Origin of the sequence: Faecalicatena contorta (assembly GCF_021531895.1) — a bacterium.
Classification (GTDB): Bacteria; Bacillota; Clostridia; order Lachnospirales; family Lachnospiraceae; genus JAFBIX01.
The window spans coordinates 1-20,055 of the sequence record NZ_JAFBIX010000001.1 but is presented as its reverse complement, the minus strand read 5'-3'; the positions used below and the strand labels follow the sequence as shown (position 1 = coordinate 20,055).

Annotated in this window: 19 protein-coding genes; all 19 read right to left on the bottom strand. The window is 38.4% G+C overall.

Annotation, left to right across the window (positions count from 1 at the left end; all coding sequences use genetic code 11):
* Positions 1 to 23: 23 nt before the first annotated feature.
* The 19 genes from JQM81_RS00095 to ppk1 all read right to left on the bottom strand — a co-directional run bounded on the left by JQM81_RS00095 (position 24) and on the right by ppk1 (position 19,984).
* The gene (locus JQM81_RS00095; protein WP_235231439.1) at positions 24 to 1,247 is read right to left on the bottom strand and encodes an NAD(P)/FAD-dependent oxidoreductase; all 1,224 of its coding nucleotides are present in this window, start codon (positions 1,245 to 1,247) and stop codon (positions 24 to 26) included.
* Positions 1,248 to 1,261: 14 nt separating this feature from the next.
* The gene (locus JQM81_RS00090; RefSeq protein WP_235231438.1) at positions 1,262 to 2,548 is read right to left on the bottom strand and encodes an aminotransferase class I/II-fold pyridoxal phosphate-dependent enzyme; all 1,287 of its coding nucleotides are present in this window, start codon (positions 2,546 to 2,548) and stop codon (positions 1,262 to 1,264) included.
* Between the two features lie 28 nt (positions 2,549 to 2,576).
* Positions 2,577 to 2,870: a hypothetical protein gene (locus JQM81_RS00085; RefSeq protein ID WP_235231437.1), complete on the bottom strand. Its 294-nt coding sequence runs from the start codon at positions 2,868 to 2,870 to the stop codon at positions 2,577 to 2,579.
* A complete protein-coding gene (gene miaA / locus JQM81_RS00080; protein WP_235231436.1) occupies positions 2,864 to 3,805 on the bottom strand; it encodes a tRNA (adenosine(37)-N6)-dimethylallyltransferase MiaA in 942 nt (313 codons plus the stop codon). The genes JQM81_RS00085 and miaA overlap by 7 nt, the downstream gene beginning before the upstream one ends.
* A 2-nt stretch (positions 3,806 to 3,807) precedes the next feature.
* Entirely contained in the window at positions 3,808 to 5,739 is a 1,932-nt protein-coding gene (gene mutL / locus JQM81_RS00075) for a DNA mismatch repair endonuclease MutL (protein ID WP_235231435.1), read from the bottom strand.
* A gap of 3 nt (positions 5,740 to 5,742) precedes the next feature.
* On the bottom strand, positions 5,743 to 8,391 hold the full coding sequence (gene mutS, locus JQM81_RS00070) for a DNA mismatch repair protein MutS (RefSeq protein WP_331472969.1): 2,649 nt from the start codon (positions 8,389 to 8,391) through the stop codon (positions 5,743 to 5,745).
* 80 nt (positions 8,392 to 8,471) lie between these two features.
* Entirely contained in the window at positions 8,472 to 8,888 is a 417-nt protein-coding gene (locus JQM81_RS00065; protein WP_235231434.1) for a putative ABC transporter permease, read from the bottom strand.
* Positions 8,889 to 8,966: 78 nt separating this feature from the next.
* Positions 8,967 to 10,406 carry a tRNA (N6-isopentenyl adenosine(37)-C2)-methylthiotransferase MiaB gene (miaB, locus tag JQM81_RS00060; protein ID WP_235231433.1) on the bottom strand — a complete coding sequence of 480 codons (1,440 nt, stop codon included), beginning with the start codon at positions 10,404 to 10,406 and terminating at the stop codon, positions 8,967 to 8,969.
* On the bottom strand, positions 10,372 to 10,554 hold the full coding sequence (locus JQM81_RS00055; RefSeq protein WP_235231432.1) for a DUF4250 domain-containing protein: 183 nt from the start codon (positions 10,552 to 10,554) through the stop codon (positions 10,372 to 10,374). The genes miaB and JQM81_RS00055 overlap by 35 nt, the downstream gene beginning before the upstream one ends.
* Before the next feature lie 5 nt (positions 10,555 to 10,559).
* Positions 10,560 to 11,135 carry a 5-formyltetrahydrofolate cyclo-ligase gene (locus JQM81_RS00050; RefSeq protein ID WP_235231552.1) on the bottom strand — a complete coding sequence of 192 codons (576 nt, stop codon included), beginning with the start codon at positions 11,133 to 11,135 and terminating at the stop codon, positions 10,560 to 10,562.
* Positions 11,104 to 11,325: a DUF896 domain-containing protein gene (locus tag JQM81_RS00045; protein ID WP_235231431.1), complete on the bottom strand. Its 222-nt coding sequence runs from the start codon at positions 11,323 to 11,325 to the stop codon at positions 11,104 to 11,106. The genes JQM81_RS00050 and JQM81_RS00045 overlap by 32 nt, the downstream gene beginning before the upstream one ends.
* 119 nt (positions 11,326 to 11,444) lie before the next feature.
* Positions 11,445 to 11,825 (bottom strand): hypothetical protein, encoded by a 381-nt coding sequence (locus JQM81_RS00040; RefSeq protein ID WP_235231430.1) that lies wholly within the window; start codon positions 11,823 to 11,825, stop codon positions 11,445 to 11,447.
* 46 nt (positions 11,826 to 11,871) lie between these two features.
* On the bottom strand, positions 11,872 to 12,693 hold the full coding sequence (locus JQM81_RS00035) for a pyridoxamine kinase (protein ID WP_235231429.1): 822 nt from the start codon (positions 12,691 to 12,693) through the stop codon (positions 11,872 to 11,874).
* Between the two features lie 2 nt (positions 12,694 to 12,695).
* Complete coding sequence (locus JQM81_RS00030) at positions 12,696 to 14,366, bottom strand: putative polysaccharide biosynthesis protein (protein WP_235231428.1); 1,671 nt, start codon at positions 14,364 to 14,366, stop codon at positions 12,696 to 12,698.
* 12 nt (positions 14,367 to 14,378) lie between these two features.
* A complete protein-coding gene (gene ybeY, locus JQM81_RS00025; RefSeq protein WP_235231427.1) occupies positions 14,379 to 14,873 on the bottom strand; it encodes an rRNA maturation RNase YbeY in 495 nt (164 codons plus the stop codon).
* Positions 14,870 to 15,877 carry a PhoH family protein gene (locus tag JQM81_RS00020; RefSeq protein WP_235231426.1) on the bottom strand — a complete coding sequence of 336 codons (1,008 nt, stop codon included), beginning with the start codon at positions 15,875 to 15,877 and terminating at the stop codon, positions 14,870 to 14,872. Before JQM81_RS00020 ends, ybeY begins: the two co-directional genes overlap by 4 nt.
* Positions 15,878 to 15,880: 3 nt before the next feature.
* On the bottom strand, positions 15,881 to 17,137 hold the full coding sequence (locus tag JQM81_RS00015) for a sporulation protein YqfD (protein WP_235231425.1): 1,257 nt from the start codon (positions 17,135 to 17,137) through the stop codon (positions 15,881 to 15,883).
* Positions 17,138 to 17,153: 16 nt separating this feature from the next.
* Positions 17,154 to 17,435 carry a sporulation protein YqfC gene (gene yqfC, locus JQM81_RS00010; RefSeq protein ID WP_235231424.1) on the bottom strand — a complete coding sequence of 94 codons (282 nt, stop codon included), beginning with the start codon at positions 17,433 to 17,435 and terminating at the stop codon, positions 17,154 to 17,156.
* A 509-nt stretch (positions 17,436 to 17,944) separates the two neighbouring features.
* Complete coding sequence (gene ppk1 / locus JQM81_RS00005; protein WP_268826396.1) at positions 17,945 to 19,984, bottom strand: polyphosphate kinase 1; 2,040 nt, start codon at positions 19,982 to 19,984, stop codon at positions 17,945 to 17,947.
* Positions 19,985 to 20,055: the final 71 nt, after the last annotated feature.

Below are 20,055 nucleotides of genomic sequence, written 5' to 3'. Positions count from 1 at the left end.
TGTCTCTCCTTTCGAAGTAATGATCAAGATGCGGCAGAGCCACCGGCCAGATATCCTGTTGCCCATGCCCATTGAAGATTATATCCTCCACAGATACCGTCTACATCAAGCAATTCTCCTGTCAGATAAAGACCTTCTACATATTTAGATTCCATTGTTGCAGAATATATTTCTTCGGTACACACACCACCAGCGCAAATCTGGGCATTTTCAAATCCATTCGTATCCGAAATGGTTAAGACAGTTTTCTTGCACGTATCCACAAAAGTTTGTAATTGTTTTTGCGTGAGATCACCAACTTTTGTCTGGATACGAATATGCGCCTGTTCTAATAATCTTGGAATTAATTTCTTGTTGAATATTCCTGTCAGATAATCACCAATATACATATCTTCATGCCCGTTTTTTCGTTCAAAGAGAAAATCCCTGAATTCACTGTGTGTTATATCTGGCAAAAAATCGATATGCACTTCTGTATTTTGTTTGTTATACAATCCATTTGCAATGTAACGACTGATCTGGAATACGGGAATTCCAGAAATTCCATATGCCGTAATCTGTAATTCACCTGTGTCAGAACCCAGTTCATTTCCACTGACATAGGCGGTCACTCTTGCATCTGTGCGTACACCAGAGGCCTTGGCAAATGGATGCTTCTGTACTTTCAACTGAACCAATGCGGGAAACACCGGTATGATTGAATGTCCCATAGATCTGGCCAGTGAATATCCACTCCCATCAGAACCCAATGCACTGGATGCCTTTCCACCGCAGGCAAGAATTACTTTATCAGCCCGGAACGTCTGTTCTTTTGTATATACGCGAAATCCCCTTTTACTTTTTTCCAGTTTTGTTACATGAACACCGGTATATATCTGTACCTCTAGTCGTTTCAGTTCCAGTATCAATAGGTCTAATACGGATGATGCCTGGTCAGAACGGGGATATATATAATTCCCACGAGATTTGGTAATCAGCCCAAGAGAATGAAAAAAATCCAGTGTTGCCTGATATCCAAAACGGTTCAGAACTTCTTCTACAAAGGAAATATTTTCACTATGGTAACAGGTAGCCTCCATTATCTGGTTTGTCAGATTGCATCGTCCATTACCCGTTGCCAATATCTTTTTCCCAATTGTATCTTTATGTTCAAGAATGAAAACTTGTGTATGACTGTCTGATCTGGCGGCTGAGATCGCTGCAATAATTCCCGAGGCACCACCACCGATAATTCCAATTCGTTTCATAAGCTCTCCTTACTTTATAACGTTACAATTCCTTCTCGGACCAGATATTCCAGAGACATCAGTATTCCAAGTTTTGCATGCGGCCAGGTCAATCCTCCCTGAAAATATACAGCATAAGGTGGCTTGATCGGACCATCAGCGCTCAATTCAATGGAGGAACCTTGCACGAAAGCTCCTGCCGCCATAATCACATCACTGTCATACCCCGGCATTGCCCATGGCTCTGGGGTAACATAAGAATCAACTGGTGCAGCCGCCTGAATTCCTTTACAGAATGCAATGACTCCTTCTGGAATACCGAATTCTACAGCCTGAATAATATCATGACGACTTTCCGTGCCGTTCGGGACCACATGGTATCCCAATTTCTCATAAATATTTGCAGCAAAAATTGCACCCTTCAGTGCACCTGCTACAACGGTAGGTGCAAGGAATAATCCTTGATAAAAAGAGCGCATAATACCGAGGGATGCACCAACTTCTTTTCCTAATCCAGGTGATGTCAACCGATAACCGCAAGAATCAATCAAGTCTTTTCGACCAGCAATATAACCGCCAATTGGAGCAAGTCCACCTCCCGGATTCTTAATCAAAGAACCAACGACCATATCTGCACCCACATCACTTGGTTCAATAATTTCCACAAACTCACCGTAACAATTGTCTACCATGCAGATGATATCGGGATTAATCTTTTTAACAAAAGCAATTGCTTCCCCAATTTGTTTTACAGAGAAACTTGGACGTGTCTGATAACCTTTGGAACGCTGGATCGTAGCAATCTTGGTGTGTTCATTGATAGCTTTGCGAATATTATCATAATCAAAGCTACCATCTTCCAATAGATCTACTTGGGCATAAGTGATACCATATTCAGCAAGTGAACCATTCGACGGACGAATTCCAATTACTTCTTCTAAAGTATCATATGGTTTCCCGGCAATGGAGAGAAGTTCATCTCCCGGTCTTAGATTCGCACTAAGTGCCAGAGCCAAAGCATGTGTGCCACAAGTAATCTGTGGACGTACCAACGCACTTTCTGTATGAAACACAGAAGCATATACTTTTTCCAGTGTATCACGACCATAGTCATCATACCCATATCCACTGGCATAATTAAAGCATGTGGCATCTACCCTGTTTTCCTGCATTGCGCGGATGACCTTCAGTTGATTATACTCCGCAATCTGATCAATGTTTTCAAAGCGTTCTTTCAAATCAGCCTCTATGGCCTGACCAAATTCCAGTACTTTAGGCTGAATGCCAATTTCTTTATATAAATGTTCTTTTTCATCTAACATAATATTCCCTTTCCATTTTTACAATACTCTATAATGCTTCCAGAATTTTTGTTTTTACAATTGCGCACTGTGCGTTAAACTCTGGATTTATTGGCTGGATTTCAACAATCACATCCGCTGCCTCTCGATAACGTTTCATATCATATAACAAAGAAGCGCGATTTAGCTGGAACCAGGCTTCTTCTCCTTCCGTACGGATTAATGGCTTTAATTCCATTAACTGTTTATAAGTAGAAGATGTATTTTGTGACTGTGCATAGACTTCCATTAATATATTCATCTTTTTTAAAAAAGCAGATCTGCCAAATAATCTTCTTAACATATGACTCCTTCCAAAGATTTTATCATCTCATGTAATATTTTTTCCTCATCGTAGTTATAATCTTTCTTATTAATCCAGCTTACCTGTCTTTCGCGTTTGAACCAGGTAAGCTGACGTTTTGCGAAATGTCTTGTGTCACGTTTTATTTTGTAAATAGCTTCTTCTATACTGCAGGCACCTTCCAGATAATCAAGAATTTCTTTGTAACCTAGCCCTTGCATGGATACCATCTCTCTGGTACATCCCATCTCCTTCAAATGTGCTACTTCTTCTACCAATCCGTCCTGAAGCATTTGATCAACTCTTTGATCAATGCGGTGATATAGATTCTGTCGGTCATCATTCAGCACAAAATACTTAAAACAATATGGTGATTCTTTTTGGCGTTCCTTTTCATTATGTTCAGAAATGCGCGCTCCTGTCTGATAATAAAATTCCAGAGCACGAATGACACGTTTTACATTATTCGCATGAATTTCTTTAGCAGCATTAGGATCAACATCAAGCAAACGCTCATGAAGTTTTTCATTGCCGTATGTTCTTGCATATTCTTCCAATTCATGACGATAGGATAAATCTCCATCATTTTCCGAAAAATCAATATCATAAAGCAACGCCTGAATATAAAAACCAGTACCGCCTACAATGATTGGAATATGGTGGTGAGAATAGATTTCTTCCATTGCTTTTTTGGCCATCTGTTGAAATCGTACTACATGAAATTCTTCCCAAGGTTCCAGTTCATCTACAAGATAATGAGGAATACCCTGCATTTCATCCTGCCGAATTTTCGCGGAACCAATGTCCATGTGTTTATATACCTGCATGGAATCTGCAGATATGATCTCTCCGCCGATTGCTTTTGCAAGTCCAATAGATGCTTTGGTCTTTCCGACAGCCGTAGGCCCGGTTAGAACTACTAATGATTTTTTCATATTCAAACAATCCTTTTAAATTTTTTCTCTAACTCTCGTTTACTCATTGCAATAATCGTTGGCCGTCCATGTGGGCAATGGTATGGATTCTCCAATGTCAAAAGTTCGCCAATCAGCGAATCTACTTCATCTGCAGATAATTTCATATTTCCTTTTACAGCAGCCTTACATGACATGGAAGCAACTTTTTCATCAATCATATCCGGCGAAAGATTACGGTGAATTTCATCAGAAAGACTATCCAACATCTGTAATAACAGATCTTTTTTGGCAATTCCAAATAGGTTATCCGGAACTGCTCTGACAGCATAAGATTCTTGCCCAAATTCCTCAAATTCAAATCCAATCCGTGTGAACTGATCCATATAGCGGTTCAATAATTCAGCTTCCTGCATGCTTAGATCTAATACAATCGGAGGACTGATCATCTGAGATGTGAATTCTCTTGTCTTCATACTTTTTAGAGTTCTTTCATACAGAACTCTTTCGTGGGCCGCATGCTGATCTATAATATAGAGATTGTCATGGAATTCGACCAGCCAGTATGTCTCAAATACTTGTCCAATTAGTTTATATTCATTTTTCGCTTCTTTGGTTAATAACTTTTCTTCAAAGAAGTCTAATTGTTTTGCTTCTTCTTCCTTTTTCGCGTAACTTACTGTTTCACGAATCCTGTCTACCTGTATCTCTGGCTTGAAGATCTTTTTCTGATCAACAACTTCCGCAGAAGAATTCTGATTATGATACGATTGCACACGCTCCCGCATCTTTGACATAAAATAATCGAGATTTCGTTCTTGCTGCGGGGCAGATGAACTTTTTTTTGTCTCAGTTGACTTTGCCGGGACAGTACGCATGGGTACATTGTTCTTTACTTCCTTTGGCATAGGCGGTGTAACTGGTGGATCCGCTTTTGGTATGGACACTTCCACGTGAGGAATCAGCTCTTGAGCATGCAGTCCCTGATCAACTGCAGTATATACTGCATTATAAACCTCCTGTTGATTATTAAAACGTAATTCCATCTTAGTCGGATGCACATTGACATCCACATGTTCTCCATCAATTTCAATATGAAGAACGGTAAAAGGATATTTATGCTGCATGGTGAAGTCTTTATATGCATCTTCAATAGCTTTTGAAATAATAGTACTTTTTACATATCTTCCATTAATAAAATAATTTTCAAAATTACGGTTACCTCTTGAAATTATCGGTTTTCCCAGAAATCCTGTAATCTTTATTCCATTAGACTCATAGTCTGCTTTCAGAAGATTCGATGCAATCTCTCGGCCGTAGACATGATAAATGACATCTTTCAAATTGCCATTACCTGAACTATGCAGCTTGGATTGCTGATTATTGATGAACTGAAATGATATCTCAGGGTGAGACAATGCCATTTTTGTCATTAAGTCACCAACATGGCTTGCTTCTGTCATAGGAGTTTTTAAAAATTTTCTTCTTGCTGGTGTATTATAAAAGAGTTGTCGAATCAAAAATGTAGTTCCATCTTTTGCTCCTGTATCATCCAGCTCCTCTTCCTTTCCGCCGGAGATGCGGTAAAGTGTTCCAAAGGTCTGTTCTTTTGTCTTTGTAATCAATTCTACCTGAGAAACTGCTGCAATACTGGACAACGCCTCTCCGCGGAATCCGAGAGAACCGATGTGTACCAGATCATCAACAGAGCGAATCTTGCTGGTGGAATGTCTCAAAAATGCATTTGGAACATCTTCTTTTCCGATTCCGCATCCATTATCAGCAATGCGGATCAAATCGATCCCCCCATCCTGGATTTCCACAACAATTGCTGTAGCACCTGCATCAATGGCATTTTCAACCAATTCTTTCACAACAGACGCGGGACGTTCAATAACTTCTCCTGCTGCGATTTTATCAATGGTTACCGAATCTAATACGTGTATCTTGCTCATGTTTTACCACCTGTTTTTTAGTTTGTTCTGTAATTGGTATAAGGTATTTAAAGCTTCAATCGGTGTCAGATTACTGATATCAAGACTTTTGATTTCATCAATTACATCATCATCTTTTACAGTATCGAACAGAGACATCTGTGCCAGGTCTACTTCATCATAATGTTTTGGCTTCGCTTTAGGTTGTTCATGTCCATGAGATGCTATATCTTTGATACGCTCTGTAATATCTGCATGAACCAGTTCCTCTACGATTTCTTTCGCACGCTGAATCACAGAATCCGGCACTCCGGCAAGTCTTGCCACCTGAATTCCATAGCTCTTATCTGCGCCTCCTTTTACAATTTTACGAAGAAAGATGATATCATCTCCTTTTTCTTTGACAGCGATACAGTAATTATTTACATTATCAATTTTGCCTTCTAGTTCTGTAAGTTCGTGATAATGGGTTGCAAAAAGTGTCTTTGCTCCTAATAGCTTACTGTTGCTGATATGTTCGATCACTGCCCAGGCAATACTTAATCCGTCAAAGGTACTGGTCCCTCGCCCAATCTCATCAAGAATCAAAAGGCTTTTATTCGTCGCATTTCTTAAAATATTAGCAACTTCTGTCATTTCTACCATAAAAGTACTTTGTCCACTAGCCAGGTCATCAGAGGCTCCGACTCGGGTGAAAATACGATCTACCAGTCCGATGTCTGCACTGGCAGCCGGAACAAAAGATCCAATCTGTGCCATTAATACAATCAACGCTGTTTGACGCATATATGTAGATTTTCCTGCCATATTAGGACCAGTAATAATTGAAATACGGTTTTTCTTATCATTCAGGTAAGTATCATTGGCGATAAACATGTCATTTGGAATCATCTTCTCTACAACTGGATGACGTCCATCTTTGATATTGATCACACCTTTTTCATTGATCTTAGGCCTTACATATTGATTTCTCTCGGCGACCAACGCCATTGAGGCAAATGTATCAAGTTGTGCGATGGCATGAGCAGTACTTTGAATTCTAAGAATTTCTTTTGCAATCTGATCGCGTACTTCGCAATAAAGCTGATATTCTAATGCATACAGTCTGTCTTCTGCACCTAAAATAGTATCTTCAAGTTCTTTTAATTCTGGTATGATATATCGTTCAGCGTTTGCAAGTGTCTGCTTACGAGTATAATAATCAGGCACCAGATTCTTGAAAGAATTGGTAACTTCCAGATAATAACCAAATACTTTATTATAACGAATACGAAGGTTTTTAATGCCTGTCTTTTCTCGCTCATCTGCTTCCAATTTTGCAAGCCATTCTTTACCATCTGATTTTGCTGATCGGAGTCGGTCTACTTCTTCATTGTAACCATCTTTTATGATTCCGCCTTCTTTCATAGCAAGTGGCGGATCATCCTGAATTGCTGTTTGAATCAGATCGCACAATTCCTCCAATGTATCAAGATTTTCATAGATCTCGTGTAAGAGTGGTGCTTTCATTTCCTGAAGAATGTATTTTATATGCGGAAGCATGGACAATGAGCTTTCAAATGCAATCAGATCTCTTGGGTTCGCAGACTGATAAGTAATCTTGCAGACCAATCGTTCCAGATCATAGATTGGAGAAAGATATTCTCGTATTTCTTCCCGTGAGATTGCGTTATTCTTCAACTCATCTACAGCATCCAGTCGACGTTCGATTTCTTTGCGATCAATCAATGGCTGTTCAATATATTTACGCAGAGTTCGCGCTCCCATAGCCGTTTTAGTTTTATCCAGTACCCAGAGTAAAGATCCTCTTTTCTGCTTTTCTCGTAATGTCTCGCATAGTTCTAAGTTTCGTCTTGTTGAACTGTCCAGAAGCATATATTTTCCAGAAGCATATACAGATAATTTGGTAATATGAGATAAATCTCTTTTTTGTGTTTCCAGCAGATATTGAAGCAGTGCTCCAGCTGCAATGACTCCACAGTCATAATCCGCAAGTCCCAGACCTTCCACTACATTCACATGAAAATGCTCTTTTAAAGTCCGCTGACAGATGGCATCATCAAAATACCATGCATCCAAAGAATAGATTGTGATGCCTAACTTTTCTTTTAATAGTTCCAGATCCATGCCACTCATATAAAAAGCCTCATTGCATATCAGCTCTGAGGGCATAAATTTATAGATTTCATCAAATAATTTTTCGCTGTCACCTAATTCTGTCACCAGATATTCTCCGGTTGTAACATCCGCTACTGATAATCCATAACGATCGGCTATATAGACAACGCACATAATATAATTATTTTTCGTTTCATCTAATGACTGTGTGTCCAGATTAGTTCCTGGCGTCACAATACGAACAACGTCTCTTTTGACCAGTCCTTTTGCTGTGGCTGGATCTTCCATCTGTTCACAGATAGCAACTTTATAACCTTTAGATACAAGGCGGTTCAAGTAACCATCTACAGCATGATAAGGAACGCCACACATTGGTGCACGTTCCTCAAGGCCACAGTTTTTTCCGGTTAATGTAATTTCAAGTTCCCTGGATGCAGTAATTGCATCATCAAAGAACATCTCATAAAAATCTCCCAATCTATAAAACAAGATGCAGTCAGGATATTCCTTTTTTGTCTCCATATATTGCTGCATCATTGGTGTTAATTCCGCCACGTTAATTCTCCTCTTTTGCTAACATTTTTACATTTTATTATATCATTTCTTCTCAAAATAAGAAAGATAGAATTTCTCATTTATAATACATGGTAATAAGGCTTTTCTTCACCATATAACCAATAAGAGAGATAACCTCCCAGAAAAATTCCACAGACACATAGTCCTGAAAATATGATTACAAAAGGCAGACAAATCTGTCCAAACAACTGAAAAGGTTGATCGGAATAATCCCAGACTTTCCAGTTCATCCATTTATTAACGATGATCCCGGTAATGAACTCCATTGCAGTGACAAAGATCACACAACGAAGAAGCTGGCGCCATAAAGGATCTTTCCAATGAACCATTTGGCCTTGTATAGTAAAAAACACAAGACAGATTCCACCTAGTATAAACATGGTCCAGTGGGAAAAACCTCGAAATGCGACTTCAAACAGATAATATATACTTCCTCCCAGAGTCCATAAGAATAAATACTCACTTAATTTTCTCATAAAAAACGCCCTCACTTTGTTGTTCATACATAGTGTGAGCGTTTTTGATTCATAATATAGGTGGTATATATTTCTTGACTAGATTTTCTCTCCGAGATAGTAAAAGCCCTTGCATTCTGTCAAATGTACGTCTATCAGCTGTCCTATTAATTCTTCACTTCCTGCAAAATGTACCAGGAGATTGTTACTTAGACGTCCGGTTACCATTGAACTGTCATGTTCACTGACAGATTCCACCAAAACTTGCTGAGTAGTTCCTTCATGAACAGCACATACTTCCGATGCAATGGTCTGCACTTCATTCAGCAGACGATCGAAACGATCTTTGATTACGTCTTCCGGTATCTGGTCTTCCATGACTGCAGCCGGAGTTCCTGTTCTTTTTGAATAGATGAAAGTAAACGCGCTATCGTAGCGGACTTTGCGTACAATATCAAGCGTCTCTTGAAAATCTTCTTCTGTTTCACCCGGAAAACCGACAATAATATCTGTTGTCAGAGATATATCTGGTACAGCTTTCCGAATCTTATCTACTAATTCCAGGTACTGTTCTTTTGTATATCTGCGATTCATTTTTTGAAGTATTCTGGTACTGCCTGATTGAACCGGCAAGTGCAAATGTTTACAGATTTTTTTCGAATTTCCCATGACTTCAATCAATTCATCAGACAGATCCTTCGGATGTGAAGTCATAAAACGAATTCTTTCAAGACCGTCAATCTTTTCAATTTCCTGGAGAAGCTGCGCAAATGTAATCGGCTGTTCCAGATTCTTACCATAGGAATTTACATTCTGACCTAACAGCATAACCTCCACTACACCGTCTGCAACCAATCGCTCAATTTCACGAATGATTGCCTGGGGTTCACGGCTGCGTTCTCTTCCTCTGACATATGGGACGATACAATAACTGCAGAAATTATTGCAGCCAAACATAATGTTAATTCCGGACTTAAAGAAATATTTTCGTTCATTTGGAAGATCTTCTACGATTTGATCTGTATCTTTCCAGATGTCAATGATCATACGCTGGGATTCCAGACGTGTTACGATTAGTTCTGCGAATTTAAAAATGTTATGAGTCCCAAAAATAATATCAATAAAACCATAACTTTTCTTAAGCTTTTCCACAACTTCCGGTTCCTGCATCATACATCCACACAGACCGATCATCATATTAGGATTCTTTTTCTTCCTTGGCTTCAACTGTCCCAAACGTCCATAAACTCGTGTATTTGCATTTTCACGAACGGTACAGGTATTGTAGATAACAAAATCGGCGATATCTTCAGATGCTTCTATATAGCCGATTTCCAATAGAATTCCGCGTAATTTTTCGGAATCCCTGGCATTCATCTGACAACCAAATGTGGTTACACAAAAGGTAAGCGGTCGTCCAATCTCCTGGGATTTTTTTTGAATATATTCTTTGGCTTTTTCTATGTAATAATATTGACGCTCAGGTTCCTTATCCGGTATCTCATTAGACAAATTGATGTTTTGATTCGTCATATTCATAATCAATTCCTTTCAGTTTGCATATAATCTCATCTTTTTCTACATTCATGTCCTCGCATAATGCATCCAGAGTATGGTAATAATCTCTGATTTTCGTATTTACCACACTCAGCAAAAGCATAGGATCTTTTGGTAATCCTGTCTGCATATCACTTACTCCTCATAGTATTCTCTCTGGCATATTTTTGTCTCTGTAATCAGTACTTCCGGCTGGATATCATGTGTCTCATGAGGAATCTGTTGAAAAATCTGAAAATCAAAGGCAATGGCCATTGTACGAAGTCTTGGATGTGCGGCAAGATATCGGTCATAATAACCACCGCCATAACCAATTCGATGGAAGCTGCTGTCAAAAGCGACTCCCGGTATGATCATCAATCCCTCGGTCCCTTCAGATATCCAGTCTGTTTCTGGTTCCAATATGCCATATGCCCCTGTCCGCAGCTCTTGTATACTGCTGATATGACAGAAAATCATTTCAGCGCCAATAACTTTCGGAACCCAAACATTTTTCCCCAATCGCCAGGCTTCTTCTATTATCTTAGTTGTACCGGTTTCTCCATGGCAATCAACATAGCTATAAATATCGGTTGTCTCTCTAAACCACGGATGGGAAATCACCGCTGATGCGATGGATTCTGTTTTTTGTTGCCATATAAGAGGATCCAATTCCTGTCTCAGTCGGCTAATCTTTTTTCTAATTTCCTTTTTGGTTTCCAAATTTCTCACCCAAATCTGTAATTGTTCCATCCGCTTCCTTGATGGAAATGTTATTAAGCTGGCTGCGAAGGTTGCGCTTAAATGAGTCAATATACTCTCTTCGTAATATTTGTTGTTCTTTCTGTTCGGCGATTGTCAATCCTTCGGCTTTCGATTTGTGATATAATTCATTAATTCTTGCGATTTTTTTTTCGTCCATATCTTTTGTCCTTCCTTATCTGGTTTCTAAGAAATTACGATACTTATCTTACACTATCTTTTCCTAGAAGTCCACTGCTTTTCTTTTTCCAAAATGTTAGATTTATCGTAAAGAGTATATTAGCTGGAATAATTTTCCAGGAATCCATATAAAGCTTCGGTGTCTTCGATATATTTTCCATTTTTTATTTCTTCACGCAGAGTGCCTGGAAGTTCATCATATAAAATATCTGTATATTCATAAGGCGTCTTCTTATCACTTAAATATACGACTACATATCCATTAACTTCCATCAGATAAAAACAGTCATCTTTAAGTGCCTGTCCTTCCGTTGCAACAGAAGGTTCCAGAGATGTTGCCGCTTTCTCTGTTTTTTCTTCGGTAACTTTTGATTGAGCAAGTTCTTTTGATCTTTGATAACTTGATTGATAAGCTCCTGCGATTAAAACAAAAGCAATGATCATGACTACAAAAAAACCAATACCATACTTATTTTTCATAAGGACAACTCCTTTTTTAGTACAGTATTGGCTGAAAATTCCTGATTTATACAAGTCTACGCAAAGTTTTTTCGATCAAGAGACCCTCTCGTTCAGGATAATCGAATTTTTGGCTTTCCTGAATGCACGCACATACAAAAGCATGGGAAGCCTGTACACTTTCTAACAATGAATAACCCTGAAGTAGTTTTGACAAAAACATTCCGTCAAACGCGTCCCCAGTGCCATGATATTCACTTAAAACTTCACCATTTCCAATATATAGGAATGCGTTATCTTCATAAAGTACAATTCCTTTTTTACAGTCATCTTTTGGGACACTGGTGATAACCATATCAAAATTTCCGTATTTACGCAATTCCTTACATAATGGCAAGACATTTCGATGGTTTCCAGTAATCTGATATTCTTTCCCGGTTAAAAGATAACATTCCGTTAAATTAGGGAGAATAACATCTGCATAAGGCAGCAGTTTTCTCATAGCCTTTCCATAAGAAGCATCAAAATTAGAATAATACTGTCCATGATCGCCCATGATTGGATCGAATATTACCATGGTATCTGGAAATTGTTCAATAAAGTAGATAACAGAATCTATGATCTGTACACTTCCTAGATAACCGATAAATATAGCATCAAAAGAGATCTGTTCTTTTTTATAATGATCAGCACAATTACGGATATAATCTCCTGGAATGTGTGAAATAGCCGGCGTTTTGTATCCACCGGTATGAGTGGATAATAATATTGTTGGAATCGGACATGCTTCAATTCCCATTACACTTAATATCGGCATCATATTCATAAGTGCAGCTTTTCCGACGCCACACAGATCATGCAGCAAAGCTACTTTTTTTACTGGTCTCATTTTTATCTGTATTCTCCTCTTATCAAATGTAATTTTCTGCATAGAGATATTAAGGTTGTTCCTTTTGGCATTTCCAGCATCTCTTCTTCTGTTACTCCACCGAGCAATACAAGTGATGCACCATATGTAACGACAGCTACAAGTAATGCAATAATTGTGGCAATACTCTCACCAGCAAATAGTTCAAACAACAAATGAATAATAATCGTCACCACAGCCATAATAGCAGACGCTATCACTGGAATCACAAAAGTACGTTTCTTTTCTTGAACATAACCAACCCGTTCTCTCAGAGAATGAGCATTCAAGATACAGATAGCACCAGAAAAAACAATCTTGCTTAATACAACTGCATAGATATTCCATTTGAAGATGACCATCATCAGTATTAGAGATATGACATGAATTAATAGAGAAATTGCTGCATTTTTGACAGGAGTAATCATGTCATCAAGTCCCTGAAGCACAGAATTCGTTACAGTGGACAAGCAGAAAAATACAACAGAAATAGAACCCATCTGTAACATTAGAGCTGCTGTTGCATTATCTTCCGTGTAAAACAACAGATCCATAATTGGTTTTGCAAGAATTAGAAATCCAGCAGCACATGGAATTGCAATCATCATATTGAATCTGGTAACCGTATGAATCTTATTATGTACCTGTTTGCGATTTCCCGTCTGTACAGTTGTAACAAGGCTTGGAATCAATGAAGCTGCAAGAGAACTTGCAACAGATAATGGAACGTTCACCAAAGTACTGTACTGACTGCTGAACATTCCCATTAAACTGGCATATTCTTCATTCTTATATCCCTGAGCAGCCATAATATTATTAAAGATTGCGGTGTCTAAAAAGTCGCTGATATTATAAACGGTTGCGCTCAGGATGACTGGTGCGATCGTGAGGAGAAGAACTCTGGATAATTTTTTATAATTTTCCCTATGGCGCGAGCGGTCACGTCTTATTTTACGCTTAAATATTTTCTGATAAGCAAAATAAATGACTGCACTGACTAAGAGTGCAAAAAATGCACCAGAAATCGTACCTATGGTACCGCCTGCAGCAGCATAAGCTGGACCAAACGATTGATTTCCTCTTGTTTCCGCAATATTTTTTCCTGCGCTAAGCAACAGATATGCGCCAACAACAGACATGACTGCATTGACGATCTGTTCCAACACTTGAGAAACTGCGGTTGGAACCATGGAGCCATTTCCCTGGAAAAACCCTCTTAAAACTCCCAACAAAGCAACAATCAGTATACATGGAGCAAGAACACGCAACGCATATACACTCATTTCCATGGACATGATATTTGTTGCGATAAAGTCTGCACTCACAAATATAATTAAAGAAACCAGCCCTCCTGCAATCAATGCAAAAGCCATGGCACATTTGAATACTTTATATGCATTCCGATATTCCCCTACAGCGATTCTGGCCGATACCAGTTTTGAGACAGCAAGAGGAAGACTGTATGAGGTGAGCATTAAAGCTACCGTATAGATAGAAAATGCAACGTTATAATACCCCATTCCTTCGCTTCCAACGATATTGGTAAGAGGAATTCTATAAACTGCTCCAATCAGCTTAGTGATTACCCCGGCAATTGCCAGGATAGAACCCTGAACCAGAAAATTTTTTTCTTTTCTACTTTGTTGTTTTGCCATAATAACTCCATCTTATCGTAAAATATTTAATATATTCATGATCTCATTCTGTTTTTCTTCCATAATCTGACGTTCCTCATCTTCCATATGGTCATAACCAGTTAAGTGTAACACAGAATGAGCAATTAAAAAAGCATATTCTCGCAACACAGAATGACCATATTCTTCTGCCTGAGTCAGAACCTTTTCTTTAGAGATAACGATATCGCCCAGAGAAAGTTCTCCTGATTCCGGATTAAAACAATCATCTCTTTCTTCCAGAAAATCGAATTCACCAGGAATTGGATAATCAATCAATGGAAAAGACAATACGTCTGTAGGACGATCAATCCCACGAAACTGCAGATTCATCTCATGAATCTGTTCATTCATTGTAAGCAAGAGATTCACTTCAGCCTCATACGGACATCCCACATAATCTAAGGCAGCTTCAACCACCTGTTGCGCAATCTGCTGACATTCCAACGGAAGCTTTACTTCGCCTTCTTCTTCAAAATACAGTGTCATGATCTTCGCCTCTTCTCTCTGTTCTTTGACCGGTTACGGTTTTGAATCTCGTGTTTCTCATATTCTTCATATGCTTTTACAATCTTTTGTACCAATGGATGCCGAACTACGTCTTTACTGGTAAGATGGCAGATACTTATATCATCAATATTTTTTACAACGGATGTTGCTACGTCAAGTCCAGATATCTGTCCGGATGGAAGATCTTTCTGCGTGGCATCTCCGGTAATTACAACCTTAGATCCAAATCCGATTCTCGTCAAAAACATTTTCATCTGCGCTGGCGTTGTGTTCTGTGCCTCATCCAGAATAATAAAAGCATTATCTAAAGTTCTGCCACGCATATATGCCAATGGGGCAACCTCAATCAGTCCTTTTTCTGAATTCTTTATAAAACTCTCTGCTCCCATGATCTGATACAAGGCATCATAGAGTGGTCGAAGATAAGGATCAATCTTACTCTGCAGATCTCCTGGAAGAAATCCTAATTTCTCGCCAGCTTCAATTGCCGGACGTGTCAGGATGATTCTTCCTACTTCATTATTTTTAAAAGCAGTAATTGCCATTGCCATGGCAAGATATGTCTTTCCTGTACCGGCCGGTCCAAGGCCGAATACAATCATCTGCTTTCGTATTGCATCTACATATTTCTTCTGACCAAGAGTTTTTGGTTTGATAGGTTTCCCTTGTAAGGTATGACAGATAATATCTTTATCGATTTCTAACACATTCTCTTCACTGTCTTCCATAACGAGAGCAAGTGTATAATCTACATTCTGTTCCTGAATGGTGTTGCCCCTGCGAGATAATTCCACCAATTGTCCCAGCACATTTCGTGCTCTTTCTACATTGGCAGCATCTCCCATGATTTTTACACTTTCTCCTCTTGCAATTAAAGTTACGTGAAGTGTCCGCTCGATTTTTTTTACATAAGCATCAAATTGGCCAAATACATTCTTTTCATGCTCAGCCGGTATGTCAATGACTGCTTCCATTAATCCCATTCGTTATTCTCCTGACTCATCTTGTTCTTCTTGCACTGGAATCTCCAATAATTGAGAAGGAGCTGAGGTGCCGATCGACATAATAACAGTTAATGTTCCCCGTGCCTCGGCCTTTTCAGACTCTGTGTATATTTTAACATCATTCTCAATAATTTCTACCCCTTTTTTCTCCAAATCCTTACAATATTCCTCAAATTTATCGGATAATATCTGTTGAACTTCTTTTGTTGAATATTTTTTATTGATTGATTTATACGGTTTTGCGTCTCTGATTCCATAAAAAACCGGAAGATAAAAGTTTTCCCCAAACTTTAACTGTTTTTCCCAACCGTGCATTTCCCATGAGTCATACTGATTATGGATAGATGCAAATCGTAATCTATAATTACCAATACTTAGATAATATTCTTCTTTTTCTACAGATAGATATTCCTTTTCTTCATATGTCATCTGCATCTTTTCTTGATATACAATTGTGGTCCGTCCACGAATGTCGGCATCTGCTTCGTAATATTGATAGCTGATTATTTCACCAGAATCATCGGTGACAGGAACCTGACCGGACACCAAAATATCTCCCTGCTTTACTTCGGTTCCTTTTTCTACAGCCGGTACACCATTTCTTGAAATAATCTCTGTAATAACACAGTCGTGATCAGCTATGATATCGGTTGGTAATATTTCTGTAGTATTATCTGATGTGATCGTAGAAGTGTCCATAGAATCTTCATTTTCTTTGATTTGAATGATAAGGCGGCTTCCCTGAATTGATGCAGATACCCAGATGATATCATCATATTCTTTTCGAATATCTTTTACGATTCGGTCACAATCAACTTCGGATTTTGGCATTCCATTTGCAACATTCTTTTCTGCAAGAAATTTCAATAATGTATCATCTGTATATGTCTGATTTCCAGTGATGTTGATATTCCATATGTAATGCGACATCAAGATGGTAAGGCAAACACAGATGAAAGCACCTGCAATGAAAAATCTTCGTCTGTGATATTTGTGTAAAAAAAAAGGAAGCCCCAGTCTTTTTACAATTACCACTTTTGTTCCAGTCTTTCTGATAATCGGTTTCAACTGTCGGAATCCCTGAATTGAAATATTCATTTCATAAGCGCCTTGCACCGGCTGTAGTTCCCATAACGAAATTCCTTTATGGCAGCATGCATTTAGGAAACGTTCTGTTGAGTACCCGGTGACCCGTATTCGAATAAACCCTTTCATGTATCGAATGATCTTTGGCAGCAACTTAATATCCTCCTTTTTAATGCTGATATTCAACGGACAAAATCTGTCCGTTTACCTTCATCTCGTCGTTCGTATAATAGATGACATGTAGATTTTTTCCAAAGATGCGAATCTGCCCGGTTTTTGTCTGAATGCGTACTAAAGAATCTGTGTATTCAATAATTCCTCTATAATTCTCCAGACACAATTCATTTTGTCCAAGGATAGTCAATACCGGCATTCCCATGACAACATCCTTTGGCAATTCGGATAACTCAGCTATTTTATTTCGAAGGAAATGATCGTTATTTGATTTCATAGAAATGCCACTCGCAGAATTTATAATAATCTATGTGGCGAGTATGAAGATTATGCATGCCTCCTTTTTATTCTTACGGAACACTTTGAACCTAACTGACAAGGAATCATACATTTATAAAAAATACAGGCAATTGTCAGTAACCAGAGTATTCTTTGCCTTTGCCCTGAATCATTGGTTAGATTATGTATGCTGTCACAGACCTGCCGAAATCTGGGAATACCTGTGACAGCATCTCTAAGGATTTTAATGCCTGCCCAGGACTGAAACGATGTAAAAAGAATCAGCCCTCCTTTTCTCCAACAGTTCAATTCCTTTGTCATTAACTGGTATAAACCGGCATATATTCCTGTAACTGTCGCGATATGATGAATCCACGTGCACAGTGATACTTCTTTTTCCTGCATTGTATCAAATCCTCCTATCATTCAATAAATATGATATTATTGTACAGGATTTTTTTATTGTTATACAGAAAAAGAATTCGCAAGTTTCAACATTGTTCGTGTCTATTCTTCATGATATGCCATTGCATAAAATTTTTCCTGTGAATTAAGAGGTTTCTGATCATTCTCTACTCTCCGGTATGTACCATCCGGATACAATTGCCTTGCTTTTTGATTATCATTTAACATAATATCAAACATGTTCTGCAATTCTTCTTTTAAATGCTCTGCATAGACTGGTGCCGCAACTTCTACTCTTCTTACTGTGTTCCTGGTCATAAAATCTGCAGATGCAATATAGTATTTTCTTCGGTCACCAGATCCAAATATATAGATTCTGGAATGTTCCAGAAATCTTCCTACGATACTGATAATACGAATATTATCTGTCTTTCCTTCAATTCCTGGAATCAGACAACAGATTCCTCGAATGATCATATCAATCTTAACACCGGCACTGGATGCTTCTATTAATTTATCGATGATCTTCTTATCAGTCAATGAATTCAGTTTAAAACCAGCATAAGCTTCCTCTCCACTTTTTGCATGTGCGATCTCTTCGTCCAACATCTCAAGAACTTTATTCTGAAGACATTTGGGTGCTACAAGAAGATGTTCGGATTTTTCTATGACTTCCCCTTTTGCAAGTGCCTGAAAAACATTAGAAGCCTCTATACCAATATCCACGTTGGATGTCATTAATGATAAATCTGTATAAAGTCTAGAAGTTTTTTCGTTATAGTTTCCGGTTCCGATCTGTGTAATATATTCAATCTGCTTATCGGTCTTTCGGGTAATCAAACATAATTTTGAATGCACTTTGTAACCGTCGAGTCCATAGATGACCTGACATCCTGCATTTTCCAGGCGTCTGGACCATTCAATATTATTTTCTTCATCAAACCTCGCACGAAGTTCAACTAATACTACTACTTCTTTGCCATTTTCAGCAGCTTCGATCAATGCCTCTACCACTTTACTTTGCTTTGCCACACGGTACAAAGTCATCTTGATAGAAACTACATCTTTATCTTCTGCGGCTTCGTTTAACAGATGTAAGAAAGGGCGAATTGATTCATAAGGATAAGAAAGAAGCTTATCTTCTTCTTTTATCTGTTCTATGATACTTCTTCCTTCCTGAAACTGATCTGATTTTTGAGATGTTCTTTTGGGGAAGAACAGTTTGGTTTCTTTTCGAAGAAGATCTTGTATCTGAAATACAAAAGAAAGATCAAGCGGTGTTGAAGTTTTGAACACATGATTCTTTCCTAATTCGAGATAATCACAAAGAAGGGAGATGCCATAAGAATCCATTTCTCTTGAAAGCTCCAGACGGATTGGTGCCAACTTCTTCCTTTGCTTAATGATACCTACCATAAATTCCCGGTAATCCAGATCTTCATCATACAGAGCGTCCGCGTCAATATCTGCATTTCTTGTAACGCGCATAAGGGATTTTGATTTAATCTTATAGCCCTTGAATATTTTTGATACAAAATGTAAAATTAATTCTTCTGTCAATATGTAACTTCCCTGCATGCCAGGAATATTGACCATACGGCCAAATACACTACCGGTACATGGAATCAGACCTATTCTTTCTTTTTTATTCTTTGTTTCCAACACAACAACTGCATATATCTCTTTATTGCGAAGAAATGGGAATGGCTGCCGTCTACCTACAACAGTTGGCGAAATTAGTGGGGCAATCTCTGAATCAAAATATTTTTCCAGATACTTGCATCCTTCGGAATCAATATCCTGGAATCTTAAAATTTGAATTCCTTCTTTTGCAATACATTCCATGAGTTCGTCATAGACAGCTTCTTTACGGCAGTCTGTCTTACGAGTCTGCTTCAATATTGCATCTACTTGTTCCTGAGAAGTCATCCCTGTCTTATTCTCCCGGATTTCTTTTTGAAGCAATGTCTGATCAAAAAGTGAACCCACACGCACCATAAAAAATTCATCCATATTAGTCTGATAGATTGACATAAATGTCAGCCTTTCACATAACGGCACAGATGGATTTTCTGCTTCTTCCAGTACTCGTTCATTGAATTTGAGCCAGGATAATTCTCTGTTCATATACATATTATCCATTGTATACACCTTTCTTTATCAGTATTGTATAAGTTTATATCGTATTACATATATCACAACTACAAAAAGAG